The organism is Sedimentibacter hydroxybenzoicus DSM 7310, from assembly GCF_013403245.1.
GTDB classification, from domain to species: Bacteria; Bacillota; Clostridia; order Tissierellales; family Sedimentibacteraceae; genus Sedimentibacter; species Sedimentibacter hydroxybenzoicus.
The window spans coordinates 15,912-31,410 of sequence record NZ_JACBNQ010000014.1 but is presented as its reverse complement, the minus strand read 5'-3'; the positions used below and the strand labels follow the sequence as shown (position 1 = coordinate 31,410).

The 15,499-nt window shown below is 37.3% G+C and carries 17 protein-coding genes; 15 read left to right on the top strand and 2 right to left on the bottom strand.

Translation table 11 applies throughout. The annotated features are described in order from the left end of the window. From moaC to HZF24_RS12080, 4 genes are all read left to right on the top strand, one after another. Positions 1-474 carry a cyclic pyranopterin monophosphate synthase MoaC gene (gene moaC / locus HZF24_RS12095; RefSeq protein WP_179238587.1) on the top strand — a complete coding sequence of 158 codons (474 nt, stop codon included), beginning with the start codon at positions 1-3 and terminating at the stop codon, positions 472-474. 18 nt (positions 475-492) lie between these two features. Next, complete coding sequence (locus HZF24_RS12090) at positions 493-924, top strand: MOSC domain-containing protein (protein WP_179238586.1); 432 nt, start codon at positions 493-495, stop codon at positions 922-924. A 76-nt stretch (positions 925-1,000) separates the two neighbouring features. Then, positions 1,001-1,186, top strand: coding sequence for a hypothetical protein (locus HZF24_RS12085; protein WP_179238585.1), 186 nt, complete (start codon positions 1,001-1,003; stop codon positions 1,184-1,186). Positions 1,187-1,253: 67 nt separating this feature from the next. Next, on the top strand, positions 1,254-1,445 hold the full coding sequence (locus tag HZF24_RS12080) for a ferredoxin (RefSeq protein WP_179238584.1): 192 nt from the start codon (positions 1,254-1,256) through the stop codon (positions 1,443-1,445). Between the two features lie 26 nt (positions 1,446-1,471). Here HZF24_RS12080 and HZF24_RS12075 read toward each other — a convergent pair whose 3' ends face one another. After that, positions 1,472-2,284, bottom strand: a complete 813-nt coding sequence (locus HZF24_RS12075) for a TIGR00266 family protein (RefSeq protein WP_179238583.1) — start codon at positions 2,282-2,284, stop codon at positions 1,472-1,474. Between the two features lie 183 nt (positions 2,285-2,467). Between HZF24_RS12075 and HZF24_RS12070 the strand changes: the two genes are divergently transcribed. The 11 genes from HZF24_RS12070 to HZF24_RS12020 all read left to right on the top strand — a co-directional run bounded on the left by HZF24_RS12070 (position 2,468) and on the right by HZF24_RS12020 (position 15,048). Next, positions 2,468-3,589 (top strand): cysteine desulfurase family protein, encoded by a 1,122-nt coding sequence (locus HZF24_RS12070; protein ID WP_179238582.1) that lies wholly within the window; start codon positions 2,468-2,470, stop codon positions 3,587-3,589. 7 nt (positions 3,590-3,596) lie between these two features. After that, positions 3,597-4,427 carry a tRNA 2-thiocytidine biosynthesis TtcA family protein gene (locus HZF24_RS12065; RefSeq protein WP_179238581.1) on the top strand — a complete coding sequence of 277 codons (831 nt, stop codon included), beginning with the start codon at positions 3,597-3,599 and terminating at the stop codon, positions 4,425-4,427. 265 nt (positions 4,428-4,692) lie between these two features. Beyond that, positions 4,693-5,949, top strand: coding sequence for a cytosine permease (gene codB, locus HZF24_RS12060; protein WP_179238580.1), 1,257 nt, complete (start codon positions 4,693-4,695; stop codon positions 5,947-5,949). 4 nt (positions 5,950-5,953) lie between these two features. Next, the gene (gene codA, locus HZF24_RS12055) at positions 5,954-7,189 is read left to right on the top strand and encodes a cytosine deaminase (protein WP_179238579.1); all 1,236 of its coding nucleotides are present in this window, start codon (positions 5,954-5,956) and stop codon (positions 7,187-7,189) included. Positions 7,190-7,346: 157 nt separating this feature from the next. Then, positions 7,347-9,050, top strand: coding sequence for a sigma-54 interaction domain-containing protein (locus HZF24_RS12050; protein ID WP_246346116.1), 1,704 nt, complete (start codon positions 7,347-7,349; stop codon positions 9,048-9,050). A gap of 284 nt (positions 9,051-9,334) precedes the next feature. Continuing rightward, a complete protein-coding gene (locus tag HZF24_RS12045) occupies positions 9,335-10,513 on the top strand; it encodes an acetyl-CoA C-acetyltransferase (protein ID WP_179238578.1) in 1,179 nt (392 codons plus the stop codon). Between the two features lie 12 nt (positions 10,514-10,525). After that, entirely contained in the window at positions 10,526-11,188 is a 663-nt protein-coding gene (locus HZF24_RS12040; protein WP_179238577.1) for a CoA transferase subunit A, read from the top strand. Continuing rightward, positions 11,188-11,838 carry a 3-oxoacid CoA-transferase subunit B gene (locus tag HZF24_RS12035; protein WP_179238576.1) on the top strand — a complete coding sequence of 217 codons (651 nt, stop codon included), beginning with the start codon at positions 11,188-11,190 and terminating at the stop codon, positions 11,836-11,838. Before HZF24_RS12040 ends, HZF24_RS12035 begins: the two co-directional genes overlap by 1 nt. Before the next feature lie 29 nt (positions 11,839-11,867). Continuing rightward, positions 11,868-12,629 carry a 3-hydroxybutyrate dehydrogenase gene (locus tag HZF24_RS12030; protein WP_179238575.1) on the top strand — a complete coding sequence of 254 codons (762 nt, stop codon included), beginning with the start codon at positions 11,868-11,870 and terminating at the stop codon, positions 12,627-12,629. An 89-nt stretch (positions 12,630-12,718) separates the two neighbouring features. Beyond that, positions 12,719-14,005 (top strand): GntP family permease, encoded by a 1,287-nt coding sequence (locus HZF24_RS12025; protein WP_179238574.1) that lies wholly within the window; start codon positions 12,719-12,721, stop codon positions 14,003-14,005. A gap of 98 nt (positions 14,006-14,103) precedes the next feature. Further along, entirely contained in the window at positions 14,104-15,048 is a 945-nt protein-coding gene (locus HZF24_RS12020; protein WP_179238573.1) for a 3-hydroxyacyl-CoA dehydrogenase family protein, read from the top strand. A gap of 237 nt (positions 15,049-15,285) precedes the next feature. Here HZF24_RS12020 and HZF24_RS12015 read toward each other — a convergent pair whose 3' ends face one another. After that, positions 15,286-15,471 carry a hypothetical protein gene (locus HZF24_RS12015; RefSeq protein WP_179238572.1) on the bottom strand — a complete coding sequence of 62 codons (186 nt, stop codon included), beginning with the start codon at positions 15,469-15,471 and terminating at the stop codon, positions 15,286-15,288. Positions 15,472-15,499 lie beyond the last annotated feature (28 nt).

Sequence of the window (15,499 nt, the reverse complement as noted above, 5' to 3'; positions counted from 1 at the left end):
ATGGAGTTAACTCATATAAATGAACAGGGCAGAGCAAAGATGGTCGATGTGAGCAAGAAGCAGGAAACTGTCAGAGAAGCCATCGCACGCGGAAATATATATATGAAAAAAGAAACATTGGAAAAAATAAAAGAAGGAACTATAAAAAAGGGAGATGTTTTATCTGTTGCACAGGTTTCAGGAATTATGGCGGCGAAGAAAACATCGGATATAATTCCGATGTGCCATCCTATAATGATTTCCGGCTGCGATATTGTCTTCACCTTAAATTTTGAAGAAAACAAAATTGAAATAACATCAACAGTCAAATGCACAGGTCAGACCGGCGTTGAAATGGAAGCGCTTACAGCAGTAACCGCAGCAGGGTTGACAATTTATGACATGTGTAAAGCGATAGACAAAGAAATGGCAATATCAGATGTTGTGCTTTTAAAAAAAACAGGCGGCAAGACCGGATTGTTTGAACGAAAATGAGATTATTGGAGATAAAATATGGCGAAAGTATTAGCAGTTAATATAAGTGAAGAAAAGGGAATTCCCAAAGAACCTATAGAAAAAGGATATTTTGAAGTTGATCACGGCTTGGCCGGAGATGCTCATGCAGGCAAATGGCACAGACAAGTAAGCTTGTTAGGGAAAGAAAGTATTGATAAGCTTGATATGGAGAAAATCGAGGGAAGCTGTAACGGAATTTTTGCTGAAAATCTTACAACGGAAGGAATCGTTCTTTATGAACTCCCTATTGGAACAAAATTAAAAATAGGAGAGACAGAAATGGAAGTAACTCAAATAGGAAAGGAATGTCATTTGGGATGCTCAATCAGAAATATAGTCGGTGATTGTGTGATGCCGAGAGAAGGTATTTTTACGAAGGTTTTAAAGTCTGGATGGATAAAAGCGGGAGACGAAATTATCATAATTTAAGATTCGCAGTTTATAATACCATAAAACCTTGAATAAATTAATTGAAATAAATCACAATAAGCAAGAGGTGATTTATATGGCTAAAAAGGGAATGAGAAGACCTGACCCGAGAGAACCGCATGGAACCGAAAGTAATAAAAAGCAACATTTCACAAAAAATGACCAGCCACCGGTTCCGGAAATACAAGGTAAAGCAAAATATGGCCACGAAAAAGCAAAACAAATTATAATAAATGCAATCCATCATAAAGAATTAGAATGATTAATTGGACATTTATGAATTTTGTGGTAAAATAATTTGAATAATATATTTATCGGGAGGATTATTTATGAAAGCTATTGTAGACAGAGATGCCTGTATAAGCTGTGGGCTTTGCGTATCACTATGTCCGGAGGTTTTTGAATTAGATGATGAAAGTATATCGGTTGTTATCCAGGATCCTGTTGCTCCGGAAAATGAAGATTGTGCAAAGGAATCAGAGGACAGTTGCCCGACAAGTGCAATTCTCTGCGAAGAATAAAAAAGGTGCCCAAGGCACCTTTAATTTTAATCGTTTCCGAATATATTGCCTAAGGCAATTCCACCAAGTAAGCTGCCTTCACCCTTATTGCTGTTACCTCCGCCGGCTTTTTTGCTTGCCGAGAAAATTCTGTCTGCCATTCTGCTGAACGGAAGTGATTGTAACCATACTGTTCCGGGACCCCGGAGTGTTGCAAGGAATAATCCTTCTCCTCCGAACAAAGCGCTTTTTACGTTTCCTACAAATTGAACATCATAATCAACTCCGTTTGTAAAAGCAACTAAACATCCCGTATCCAATTTAAGCATTTCACCCGGTGAAAGCTCTTTTTTAATTATAGTTCCGCCGGCATGTAAAAATGCCAAACCGTCACCAACCAATCTTTGCATGATAAAACCTTCACCGCCGAATAAGCCCGCACCGATTTTCTTTTGAAATGCGATGCTGATTTCTATTCCCTTCGCAGAACAAAGATATGAGTCTCTCTGACAAACTAATTGTCCTCCGAAATCCATAAGGTCTACGGGAATTATTTTTCCCGGATAGGGAGCTGCAAAAGCCAGCACCCTACTGTCCGGTGCTTTGTTGGTAAAAGCAGATGTAAATAAATTTTCGCCCGTTAATACTCTTTTACCTGCAGTAGCCAGCATGCCCTTTAATCCTTTTCCTGATTCCTTACCTGAACCATCACCAAATACAGTGTCCATTTCAATACTTGAATCCATGTACATCATGGCACCCGGCTCGGCAACAATTGTTTCGCCGTAATCCAATTTGATTTCTACAAATTGAATGTCATCGCCAAATATTTGGTAGTCCACTTCGTGTGCTCTTTTCATTTTGTTAAATCCCTCCTTGTAAATTGATTTCCCCTTGTAATATGTAAATTTATTACAATTATCATATTAAGAATAGCAAAAAACATTACTTTAAGCAATATGTTTGTGAAAATGTTCTCAATAAATTACCCCTTGTAATATTTTGATAATATTTATATAATAAATTAGTTAAAGAGGTGGAATATGATTTATTTAGATTATGCGGCAAATACACCTGCAGACGAGCAGGTTATAAATATTTTCAGTGAGGTTTCAAAGAATTTTATTGCTAACCCTAATTCATCACATAAGCTTGGTTTTCTGGCGGCAGAGAGATTAAAAGATTCTAATGATAAAATTGCAAATCTGTTAAATGTACAAGCAAATGAAATAATTTATACTTCAGGGGCCAGTGAATCAAACAATTTAGCAATAAAAGGAGTTGCAGGGCAATACAAAAAATATGGAAAGCATATTATAACGACCTATTTAGAGCATTCTTCCATCAATGGAGCGGTTGAATACTTAAAAAACAACGGATATGAAGTTGATTATGCAGATGTAGACAATAATGGATTAGTAGAACTTCAAAGCTTAAAGGATTTGATAAGAAAAGACACAATCTTAGTTTCCATATGCTGCGTTGACGGAGAGGTTGGAATTACGCAGCCAATAAATGAAATAGCCCGTTTAACGGCGGCTTATCCGAATTGTTATTTTCACACAGATGCTACGCAGGCTGTAGGTAAAATACCTGTATCTTTTGAAAATGTAGATTTGATTACATTTTCACCTCATAAATTTTATGGATTAAACGGATGCGGCGTATTGATTAAAAAAGAAAATGTATTGCTGGAACCTCTCATTCACGGCGGTATTTCAACTACAGAATTCCGAAGCGGTACACCAAGCTTAAATATGATTGCCGCTGCGGAAAAGGCACTGTCTTTGGCTTTCGAAAGCTTAGAAGACAGATATAAATATGTTAAAAGTATTAATTTGAAAGTCAGAAACGAACTGAATAAATACAAAAATGTTAGAATTAACAGTACTGAATATTCAGTTCCATATATATTGAACATAAGCATTAACAAGGTAAATACGGAGAAGTTTAAAGCGGCTTTGGAGGAGTTTGATATTTTTGTCTCCACAAAATCAGCATGCTGTGCCCCTAATACCGTCTCACGACCTATATATGCGCTGACGAAGGACAGAAAAAGAGCACTTTCAACTTTGAGAATAAGCTTCAGTCATTTAACAGGTGACAAGGATATAGAGGTATTTTTAGAAAAGTTTGATGAATGCTATACAAATTTTGCAAAGTAGGTTGGTCATGGAAAAATTTGAAGAAGTAGAAAGAAGTATTGTAAAGAGATTCAGAAAATGTATATGGTCAAGGTTTATATCAACTATAAAAGAATATGAGCTGATTAAAAATGGGGATAAAATTGCTGTTTGCATCTCGGGAGGCAAGGACTCAATGCTGATGGCAAAATGCATGCAGCAGCTGCAAAAATATTCTGAAATAAATTTCGAGGCAGAATATATAGTTATGGACCCGGGCTATAATGAAATAAACAGGCAAAGAATTATAGAAAATGCAGAAATATTGAATGTACCTGTCAAAATATTCAATACTCAGATATATGATATAGTTGCAAATGTCGAAGAAACACCTTGCTATCTGTGTGCCAGAATGAGGAGGGGATACTTGTATCGATATGCCAAAGAATTAGGTTGCAATAAAATAGCACTGGGACACCATTTTGATGATGTGATTGAAACAGTGCTTATGAGCATGCTTTATGCAGCCGAGTTTAAAACTATGATGCCGAAGCTGAAAAGTACAAATCATGAAGGCATGGAGCTTATAAGACCCATGTACAAGGTTCGGGAAGAGGATATTATCTCATGGAAAAGGTACAACGAGCTTGACTTTATACGTTGTGCATGTCGGTTAACTGAAAATTGTGTGCTTGGAGACGATGGAATCGGCTCTAAAAGACAGGAGATGAAAGCACTGATTAAAAAGTTAAGACAGACAAATTTACATATAGATACAAATATTTTCAGAAGTATTCACAGCGTAAATTTAGATACTGTAATCGGTTATAGGATAGGAGAAGAAAAGCACAGCTTCTTAGACGATTATGATGAAAAATAATTAAATTTTTAACTTATCAATTCAGGAAGGATAAAATTTTTGTTTGACATATGATTTTGAATATGTTAATATTTTATTCAACAAAAATCTTTAAACTCGGTACAGAGATGCCGGCAAGATTGTTATATTCATGGTCAATTTTTGATGCCTTTAAATCTTGCGGTCAGCAGGATTTTTTATTTTGGCTATGAATAAAAAGCATTTCATATTGAGTTTTCTGCGCCATTTGTTAAAAAATATAAAACATGAGAAAAGGAGCTAAATTATGGCAAAGAAAATTAATCAACACGTTGACACAGACTATTCATTGGAGAAGGTGCCGGAAAGTGCACGCAAAGGATTCTGGCCTATGTTTTTTATTATGCTGGGCTTTACATTTTTCTCAGCCAGCATGAGCGTTGGGGCTAAATTAGGAAATGGCCTGGATTTGGTCGATTTTATCTGGGCACTTTTGATTGGCGGTGTTATTTTGTCGATCTATACAGGTGTGCTTGCCTATATAGGCAGTGATACAGGCTTAAGCCTTGATTTGCTTGCCCAGCGTTCTTTTGGAAAATACGGTTCTTACATACCTTCCGCACTAATAAGCTTTACACAGCTTGGTTGGTTCGGCGTAGGTGTCGCTATGTTCGCAATTCCCGCGTCGGAACTTCTTTCGATAAACCCGGTTATTCTGGTAGTAATTGCCGGTATGTGCATGACTGCATCCGCTTATTTCGGAATAAAGGGTCTTGAAGTAATAAGCTATATTGCTGTTCCGCTGATTGCCGTTCTCGGAATTTATTCAATGTTTACAGCAACCGTAACCGGAGGCGGATTGTCAGCGGTCTTTTCAAAAGGAACCGGAACAATATCGATTTTTACAGGTGCCGGTATGGTCATCGGCTCATTCATCAGCGGAGGTACGGCAACTCCAAATTTCATACGTTTCGCGAAATCAAATAAAACAGCGGTTATCACTACTGTTATTGCATTCTTTCTCGGAAATACGCTCATGTTTGCTTTTGGAGCCGTAGGCGGAGCATTTACCGGAAAGGATGATATATTCTATGTTCTGATTGCTCAGGGACTTGCTATACCGGCATTATTGGTGCTTGGGGCAAATATATGGACCACGAACGACAATGCTCTTTATACATCGGGACTCGGTCTTTCAAACATCACAAAGTTTAAGAAACGCCCCATGGTGCTGATAGCAGGTATAATAGGTACGGTTGCAGCAATCTGGCTTTACAATAATTTTGTCGGATGGCTGTCATTCCTGAATGCTACACTGCCTCCAATCGGTGCAATCATTGCTCTTGATTTCTATATGCACAGAGAAAGCTACAGTGAAGAATCAACTGTAGAGCGAAAATTCAACATAGGTGCCATTGCAGGCGTAGTGGCAGGGGCAATGGCAGGAAACTTCATTCCATTCGGTATTGCGGCAATCAACGCTATGATGGTATCCGGTGTGTGCTTCTTGTTATCTGAGCTGATATTGCAAAAACGATTAAAAAAAATAACTATTGAAGGATGATAAAATGCTGGTAAAAAATATATATATCGAAAATTCACAGGAACTGTCTGACATTCGCATTACAAACGGTTTATTTGCTGAAATTTCGGGAAATCTTTCAGCCCAACCAGGCGAAGAAATCATTGATATGGGTGGAAAGCTGGCACTCCCTCCGTTTATAGAATCCCATGTGCATCTCGATACATGTCTGACAGCGGGAGAGCCGGTATGGAATCTTTCGGGAACATTGTTTGAAGGAATTGAATGCTGGAGCAAGCGCAAGGATAAGCTGTCCAAATCGGATGTAAAGGAACGTGTGAACAGGGCTGTACGCATGCAGGCAGCAAATGGAGTTCAGTATGTGCGTACCCACGTGGATGTCACTGATCCAAAGCTCACAGCCATGGATGCCATACTTGAGCTGCGCGATGAATTGAAGGATTTCATGACAATACAGGTAGTTGCGTTTCCACAGGAGGGAATACTCAGCTATCCCAACGGCAAGGAGCTTATGGAAAATGCCGTTCGTATGGGTGCTGATGCTGTTGGAGCAATTCCGCACTTTGAATTTACAAGGGAATACAGTGTGGATTCTCTTAATTTTGCCATGGAGCTTGCTTATAAGTACAACAAGTTAGTTGATGTACATTGTGATGAAATAGATGATGAGTCATCCCGAGGACTTGAAACATTAGCAGCCCGAGCTTATGAGATGCAGATGTTTGACCGTGTGACGGCAAGTCATACTACTGCCATGCACTCATACAACAACGCATATGTTGTTCGTCTGATGCGCCTTTTAAAAATGAGCCGCATAAATTTTGTTTCTAACCCACTTGTGAATACACATCTGCAGGGACGTATGGATACATATCCGAAGAGACGTGGAGTTACACGTGTTAAAGAACTGAATGCAGAGGGAATAAATGTTTCCTTCGGACATGATGATATCTTCGACCCCTGGTATCCGTTGGGAAATGGCAATATGCGCGATGTGGTGTTCATGGGACTTCATGTATGCCAAATGATGGGATATGAGGATATAATGAATTCATACCAGTTCGTATCTACAAATGCCGCAAAGACTTTATACCTCGGAGATTCATATGGTATCAAGACAGGTAATCCGGCAAGCTTTATCGTATTGGATGCAAAGAATTATTACGATGCTTTGAATTATAATTCACCTGTGTTGTACTCATACAATAAAGGCTGTCTTGTTGCCAGAACAGCCGCAGGAATAAAAGATATATTGTTTTAATTCGAAGGCCGGACAAGGTCAGATGGTTGGGGTGTTCTGCAACAAGGGCGGTGTTGTATTTATACGGAAAAAAATAAAAAATTAGTGGAAATCATTTTTGAAGTGTAGTATAATTGATACACTCAATTTTTGCTATAAAAAATACGGGGGGGATTTTATGAATAGGTTTAATGAATTAAAAATAATAATAGATGACCTGAGTGACGGAATATTTGTTTTTGATGAAAACAAAAATTGTTTAGTCAATAAAAAGTTTAAGACGTTGTTCATGTTGGAAGATTATAGTTTTGCTAAAATTTCGGATGCTTTACAAGAATACGGTCTTTCGGAAATATTTAACGAATCATGTAATACAGAATATGAAATTTTTCTGAAAAACAGGAGATATTCTGTTGATTTCTTCCTTATAGATAATAATGACGACTCAAACTTCAAGGTAGTTTTGTTTAAGGAATTAATCAATATCGAAGAAGCAGAAACTGAAATTGAGGAACTCAGGCAAGGGCTTAATAGTATGAAGGATATTTTGGATAATGCATATCAGGGAATTGTCCTCGTTGATAATGAGGGAAAAATAGTTAAATGGAATTATGAACAGTTGTTTGGTATCAAGGAAGAGGATGTCTTAGGTAAGCCGGTGGAGGAAATAATAGAAAATACACGACTTCATATAGTTATAAAAACAGGACAGAAAGAGCTTTATGACATCCAGAGGATACAGGGACATGATATGATTGCAAGCAGGACACCAATAATTAAGAACGGTAAGATAATCGGTGCGGTTGGAACGGTATTGTTTAAGGATATCAAAGAGGTCAAGGAATTAGCAAGTAAAATAAAGACACTCGAAAATACTGTTAATATATATAAGAAAGAATTAGGTAAAATGTATTGTGCCAATTATTCGTTTGACGATATAATAACGCAAAATCAGAAAGTTATTGAGATGAAGGATATTGCTTTAAAAGCGGCAAATTCCTCTTCGACAATATTGATAGAAGGTGAAAGCGGAACAGGAAAGGAATTTTTTGCTCACGCTATTCACCATGCAAGTATAAGAAAAAAATCTCCATTTATCAGAATTAACTGCGCCGCAATACCGCATGAGCTTTTAGAATCGGAATTATTCGGTTACGAATCAGGTGCTTTTACCGGGGCTAAAAAAGAAGGTAAAATAGGAAAATTAGAGCTTGCAAATGGTGGAACAGTTCTTCTTGACGAAATAAGCTCACTTCCTTTCAGTATGCAGGCAAAGCTCTTAAGAGTTCTTGAAGAAAGAGAATTTGAAAGAATAGGCGGAAACGCAGCAATAAAAGTAGATATTAAGGTGATTGCCTGTACAAATGAAGATTTAGATAAATTAGTTGAGCAGAATAGGTTCAGACAGGACTTATATTATAGGCTGAATGTTGTAAAAATAAATATTCCGCCTTTGAGAGAACGTATTGAAGATATAGAATTGCTGTGTCAGGATATACTTAACAAACAATTGGATATCGGCTTCAATTCTAAAAAAGTTTCAGAAAAGTCGATTTTAGCTTTAAAATTATATGATTGGCCGGGAAACGTAAGAGAATTGAGAAATGTTTTGGAACGGGCAGCTAATATTTCTACGGGCAATATTATTACGATGCAGCACCTTCCTGATTTTATCAGTGAGAAACTGATATTTGAGGAACAAAAAAGTGACAATAAGTATTTGAAGGATAATATTGCCAAGGCAGAAATAAATGCGATAATGTATGCTTTAAAGGAAGCAAATGGGAACAGGACGGAGGCTGCTAAAATATTAGGAATACATAGGACGGCACTATATAAAAAACTTGCAAATTACGGTATTAATATTAAAAATATAGTGTAGAAATTCGTCTACTTCTATAAAAAGTGTAGAAAATATTCTACACAAATAAAATTGGTAAATTATGAACGTTTTTATTGGTTGGTTATTTTTTAGACAAAGAGGTGTATAAAATTATATACATCTCTTTTTTTATTTTTTTGTATATTTATTATGTACTCATCAAATAATATTGAAATAAGCCGATTGTTGAAATTTGTAAAATGATTTTGAATTGGCATGGTACTTGCTTTATATTAAGTGAGTACATAAAAACTCATAAAAGATGAATAAAAGAGGAGGAAAATATGAGAGAAGTTGTAATAGTAAGTGCCGCAAGAACAGCCATAGGTAATTTTGGCGGAAGCTTTAAGGATGTGTCTGCTGTTAAACTGGGCGGTATTGTTGCCGAAGAAGTGCTTAAGAGAGCAAACGTTAGCCCTGACATGGTAGAGGAAGTAATATTCGGAAACATACTTCAGACAGGTCTTGGACAAAATGTTGCGAGACAAATATCAATTGCTGCCGGAATACCCGTAGAAGTTCCGTCTATGACGATTAATAAGCTTTGTGGTTCTGGATTAAAAACTGTTCATTTGGCTGCTCAGGCAATTATGTTAGGTGATGCTGATATAATTCTTGCCGGAGGAACTGAAAATATGAGCCAGGCACCTTACTTTATTCCCAATGCAAGATGGGGTTTGAGAATGGGTGATGGAAAAGTTGTTGACTCGATGATAAATGATGGATTAACAGATATATTTAACAATTATCACATGGGTATCACTGCTGAAAATCTTGCTGAAAAATATAACATTACAAGGGAAGAACAGGATGAGTTTGCCGTAAGGAGCCAAAACAGAGCTGAAAAGGCAATTAAGGAAGGTAAATTTAAGGATGAGATTGTCCCTGTTGAAATACCTCAAAGAAAGGGAGATCCTATAATAGTTGATACGGATGAATTCCCGAGATTCGGTGTTACCATTGAAAGCATGGCGAAATTAAAGCCTGCATTTAAGAAGGACGGCACCGTAACTGCAGCTTCATCATCAGGTATTAATGACGCAGCAGCGGCTGTATTGTTAATGTCAAAGGAAAAAGCTGAGGAATTGGGAATAAAACCATTGGCAACTATTGTTGCGTATGCTAATGCAGGTGTTGATCCGTCAATAATGGGCTATGGTCCTGTTCCTGCAACACAAAAAGCTTTACTGAAAGCAAACATGTCAGTAGAGGATGTAGATTTAATTGAGGCTAACGAAGCATTTGCAGCACAATCACTGTCGGTTGTAAAAGGGTTGGGGTTAGATCCTGAAAAAACAAATGTTAACGGAGGAGCTATTGCTTTGGGGCATCCGATTGGGTGTTCGGGAACAAGAATTCTTGTAACATTGATACATGAAATGATAAAGAGAGATGCAAAAACAGGTCTTGCAACGCTTTGTATAGGCGGCGGACAGGGAACGGCATTAGTTATAAAAAGATAGGAGGATGACATATTGAAAAATAAATTAATTACCATTGAGCAAGCAGCAGATATGGTACATGACGGCATGACTATAATGATTGGTGGTTTTTTAGGATGTAGAAACCCATATCAGATTGTTGATGCATTAGTTGCGAAAGGTGTTAAAAATCTTACATTAATTGCAAATGACTCTTCATTTCCCGAAGTTGGAATCGGAAAATTAATTGTAAACAAACAAGTTAAAAAATTAATTGCTTCACACGTAGGTACAAATAAAGAAACCGGCAATCAAATGAATTCAGGAGAGATGGAGGTTGAATTAGTTCCTCAGGGTACTCTGGCTGAAAGAGTAAGGGCAGCAGGAGCAGGTCTTGGTGGTGTTTTAACTCCTACGGGTTTAGGAACTGTTGTAGCCGAAGGTAAGGACATCATTAATGTGGACGGCAAGGACTACCTGTTAGAAAAAGCATTAAAAGCTGATTTGGCAATCATAGTCGGAGCTAAGGTTGACAAAAAAGGCAATGTAAGATATGCAAAAGCTACAAGGAACTTTAATCCGCTTATGGCAACAGCCGCCGATATAGTTATAGTTGAAGCGGACGAAGTAGTTGAAGTAGGCGAAATTGATCCGGATGACGTTATGACTCCTGGAATTTTTATTGATTATATAGTAGATGTAGGAGGTAGTAATTAATGGATGATAAACAATTAATAGCAAGAAGAGTTGCGAAGGAATTAAAAGACGGTGATGTTGTAAACTTAGGAATCGGACTTCCTACATTAGTATCTAACTACATACCTGAAGGAATAGAAATTACCTTACAATCGGAAAATGGTTTCTTAGGAATGGGACCGGCTGCTCCTGAGGGAGAAGAGGATTGCTATTTGGTAAATGCAGGAGGTATTCATGTAACTATTAATCCGGGAGGAGCATTCTTTGACAGTGCTGAATCATTTTTGATTATAAGAGGCGGTCATGTGGACGCGACAGTTCTTGGTGCATTAGAGGTTGATGAAAAAGGAAATCTTGCTAACTGGATGGTACCGGGTAAAATGGTTCCGGGAATGGGCGGTGCAATGGATCTCGTTACCGGAGCTAAAAGGGTTATCGTAGCAATGAATCACACGGCAAAAGGAAATCACAAAATACTTAAAGAATGTACACTTCCGTTAACAGCCGTTAATGCGGTTGATTTAATAGTAACCGAAATGGGAGTAATGGAAGTTACAGATAAAGGAATTGTTTTAAAAGAAATAAACCCTGCATTTACTGTTGAAGAGGTTCAGGCAGCAACAGGAGCAACACTAATTATTGCAGAAGATTTAAAACAAATGGAAGTTTAATCAAATTGTATTAAAAAAGGGAGGATATTATGTTAAAAAACAAAGTTTGTATTGTCACAGGAGCTGCAAGCGGTATAGGTCTTGCAATAGCTGAATCATTTGCTAAAGAGGGCGCAATTTTAGTTATGGCGGATATTAATGAATCTAAATTGCAGGAAGAAGCTGCAAAATTAGGAGGTTCATATTTAAAGACTGATTTAAGTAAATCAGAAGATTGTAAAGCATTAGTTGAATTTGCGGCAGAAAAATATTCAAGAGTTGATGTGTTGGTTAATGTAGCAGGTATTCAAAATGTAAGCCCCATAGAAGATTTTCCGGAAGAAAAATGGAGATTGATAATCGATTTAATGTTAACTGCACCTTTCTTGTTAACTAAGTATGCATTCCCATATATGAAAAATCAAGGCTGGGGAAGAATTATAAACTTGAATTCAGCTCACGGTATAAGAGCTTCAGAATTTAAATCAGCTTACGTTTCGGCTAAACACGGTTTGAGTGGTTTAACTAAGGTTACCGCATTAGAGGGAGCACCATATGGAATTACTTGTAATTCAATTTGTCCGGGCTATGTAAAAACTCCATTGGTTGAAAAGCAAATAGCTGATCAGGCAAAAGCTCACGGAATTTCCGAAGACAGAGTTGTAACTGAAGTTATGTTAAAGAAACAAGCTTTAAAGAAACTTATTAATCCTGAAGATATAGGCGAATTAGCAAAATTCCTGTGCTCAGATGCAGCACAATGCATGACAGGCGCTTGTGTTTCAATAGATGGTGCTTGGTCTGTGCAATAAGCTAACAGTTCTTAGAGATAACTTTGATAATAGTCAGAGTTATCTCTGAAGTAAAAAATAAAATTAAATATAATTATTGGAGGTAGGTTATGTTTGGCATTATCTTGGGTTTAGTATTATTAATGTTTTTAGCTTACAGAGGATATTCAATATTGTGGGTAGCTCCTGTTTGTGCACTTGTTGTTGGATTGACAGGTGGTCTTAACGGATTAGACATGTATAAAGAAACTTATATGTCCGGTCTTGCAGGTTATGTAAAGTCTTGGTTCCCTGTATTTATGATGGGTGCAATATTTGGTCATTTAATGGATTACACAGGTGCCGCTAAATCAATAGCTCATTGGTTAACAAGTAAATTGGGACCAAAAAGAGCTATTATGGGTGTTGTGGTTGGTTGTGCTGTTTTAACTTACGGCGGAATCAGTTTATTCGTTGTTGTATTTGCTATGTATCCATTGGCATTGGAATTATTCAGAGAAGCAAATATTACGAGAAAGTTAATTCCCGGTTCCATAGCTCTGGGCTCATTTACGTTTACGATGACAGCGCTTCCGGGAACTCCTCAAATCCAGAATATGATACCTACAGATTATTATGGAACTACGGCTACGGCAGCTCCTATAATGGGTCTTGTGGCAGCAACATTAATGTTTGTACTAGGTATTTTATGGTTGCAACGCAGAGAAAAGAAATTTACGGCTGCAGGCGATGTGTTTACAGAGCCGAAGGGTAAAGAAGCAGTTGAAGTAGATTACAGCAGCCTTCCAAACCCTTTCTTATCATTTTTACCGTTGATTACGGTTATCGTTACAATGAATTTCTTAGGATTTGATATAATTATAGCTTTGTTAGCAGGTGTAGTATTGTCGATGCTTATAAGCTTTAATAAATATCAGGGATTTACTAAATCAATAAGTGCTGGAGCTGTCGGATCTATAACTGCAATATTAAATACCGCGGCAGCAGTTGGTTTTGGAACAGTAGTTAAAGCAGTACCGGGTTTCGGAAAACTAACATCATTATTGCTTAATGTTCCCGGAACTCCACTTATTTCTGAAGCAATAGCCGTTAACTTACTTGCAGGTGCTACCGGTTCGGCATCAGGCGGTATGAGTATTGCTCTTGAAGCCTTGGGAGAAAAATATTTACAGATAGCATTAGATACAGGAATAGACCCTGCGGCTTTCCACAGAGTTGCTTCTTTAGCATCAGGCGGACTTGATACATTACCGCACAACGGAGCAGTTTTAACATTATTGGCAGTTACAGGAATGACTCATAAGGATTCATATATAGATATTTGTATGACATCACTTGTATTGCCTGTAGTAGCTTCAATCCCTGCTATCTTATTAGGAAGCTTAGGAATTTACTAAAAAATATAACAAATTTAATAACAATAAAGATGCATATAAATGCATCTTTATTGTTATACGGAGATTGTTAAATTATTATTCATAAAGAGAGGTAGAATATGAATCTTAAGGATATAAAAATCATAGGTGTAGCAGGCGGCGGAACCATGGGTTCCGGCATTGCCCAAATCTTTGCACAACACGGATTTAAAGTGTCAGTGACTGACATTGATGAAAAGTATCTGGAAAATACAAAAAGAATAATATTATTGAATCAAAAAACCTTAATTGAACAAGGTCTCTTAACCGAAGAACAAGCACAGGAAGCATTAAAAAACATTTCTTTTACAACCGATAAAAACGTATTTAGGGATGCTGACTTAATTATTGAGGCAATAATAGAAAAATTAGACATAAAGCAGGATTATTGGAAGGAAGTAGAGGGAATAGCAAGAGAAGATTGTATTTTTGCGACTAATACTTCGGGGCTCAGCATAAATGCTATATGCAGTAAGTTAACTAACAAGAAAAGATTCATAGGTATGCACTGGTGGAATCCTCCGCATATTATTCCTTTGATAGAATTAATAAAATCAGAAGAAACAGCAGAAGAAACAGTCATGATTTTAAAGGAATTAGTAGACGAAATAGGTAAGGAATCAGTGGTGGTATTAAAGGATGTAAATGGATTTATAGGCAACAGAATTCAATTTGCGGTTTACAGAGAAGCACTTAAAATGGTTGAAGAGGGAATAGCAACTGTTGAAGATGTAGATAAAGCAATGAAGTTTGGACCGGGATTCAGATATCCCGTTTTAGGACCGTTTGAAACGGCAGACTTAGGCGGGCTTGATACATTTTACTATATTTCTTCATATTTGTTTAATGAATTAAGTGATGCCAAACAGCCTACAAAGCTACAGAAGGAGTTGATGGATCACAATAACTTAGGAGTTAAAACAGGAAAGGGCTGGTATGATTATTCTGACGACAAGGGCGAAGCAGCCATGGAGAGAAGAGATAAAAACTTTTACAAGATGTTAAAACATATTCATAACAACTAAAAAGTTAAGCAGATGACCCAAATCTCTGATTTGGTGTCAGTCGCTTATGCTGGATGCGAAAGCAGATGACCCAAATCTCTGATTTGGTGTCAGTCGCTTATGCTGGATGCGAAAGCAGATGACCCAAATCTCTGATTTGGTGTCAGTCGCTTATGCTGGATGCGAAAGCAGATGACCCAAATTAAAAACAGGGACGGTTTATTAATAAACCGCTCCCTGTTTTTGATTGATTTTGTTTTACGTATTATCGTTTTTTGATTTGCTTTTTTTCGGGAATATAAATTGATTTAATAGTACACCAAGACCCGCTCCTATAGCTACTAAGAAGAAAGTTGCAGCTCCTTCTACCTCAGGACCTATCAATGGTGCTGTAAAGTATGCCACTATCATAAAAATAATAGGAATGATAAATAATTTTATCATTACAGTCACCTCCTTTCATTTGAGATAA

Bases quoted from the DNA above. Each gene is read 5' to 3' on its own strand.
- HZF24_RS12090 (WP_179238586.1), top strand. From the start codon at position 493: ATGGCGAAAGTATTAGCAGTTAATATAAGTGAAGAAAAGGGAATTCCC.
- HZF24_RS12015 (WP_179238572.1), bottom strand. From the start codon at position 15,471: ATGATAAAATTATTTATCATTCCTATTATTTTTATGATAGTGGCATAC.
- HZF24_RS12050 (WP_246346116.1), top strand. From the start codon at position 7,347: ATGAATAGGTTTAATGAATTAAAAATAATAATAGATGACCTGAGTGAC.
- HZF24_RS12020 (WP_179238573.1), top strand. From the start codon at position 14,104: ATGAATCTTAAGGATATAAAAATCATAGGTGTAGCAGGCGGCGGAACC.
- HZF24_RS12035 (WP_179238576.1), top strand. From the start codon at position 11,188: ATGGATGATAAACAATTAATAGCAAGAAGAGTTGCGAAGGAATTAAAA.
- HZF24_RS12080 (WP_179238584.1), top strand. From the start codon at position 1,254: ATGAAAGCTATTGTAGACAGAGATGCCTGTATAAGCTGTGGGCTTTGC.
- HZF24_RS12085 (WP_179238585.1), top strand. From the start codon at position 1,001: ATGGCTAAAAAGGGAATGAGAAGACCTGACCCGAGAGAACCGCATGGA.
- HZF24_RS12030 (WP_179238575.1), top strand. From the start codon at position 11,868: ATGTTAAAAAACAAAGTTTGTATTGTCACAGGAGCTGCAAGCGGTATA.
- HZF24_RS12025 (WP_179238574.1), top strand. From the start codon at position 12,719: ATGTTTGGCATTATCTTGGGTTTAGTATTATTAATGTTTTTAGCTTAC.
- HZF24_RS12070 (WP_179238582.1), top strand. From the start codon at position 2,468: ATGATTTATTTAGATTATGCGGCAAATACACCTGCAGACGAGCAGGTT.
- moaC (WP_179238587.1), top strand. From the start codon at position 1: ATGGAGTTAACTCATATAAATGAACAGGGCAGAGCAAAGATGGTCGAT.
- HZF24_RS12065 (WP_179238581.1), top strand. From the start codon at position 3,597: ATGGAAAAATTTGAAGAAGTAGAAAGAAGTATTGTAAAGAGATTCAGA.
- codB (WP_179238580.1), top strand. From the start codon at position 4,693: ATGGCAAAGAAAATTAATCAACACGTTGACACAGACTATTCATTGGAG.
- HZF24_RS12045 (WP_179238578.1), top strand. From the start codon at position 9,335: ATGAGAGAAGTTGTAATAGTAAGTGCCGCAAGAACAGCCATAGGTAAT.
- codA (WP_179238579.1), top strand. From the start codon at position 5,954: ATGCTGGTAAAAAATATATATATCGAAAATTCACAGGAACTGTCTGAC.
- HZF24_RS12075 (WP_179238583.1), bottom strand. From the start codon at position 2,284: ATGAAAAGAGCACACGAAGTGGACTACCAAATATTTGGCGATGACATT.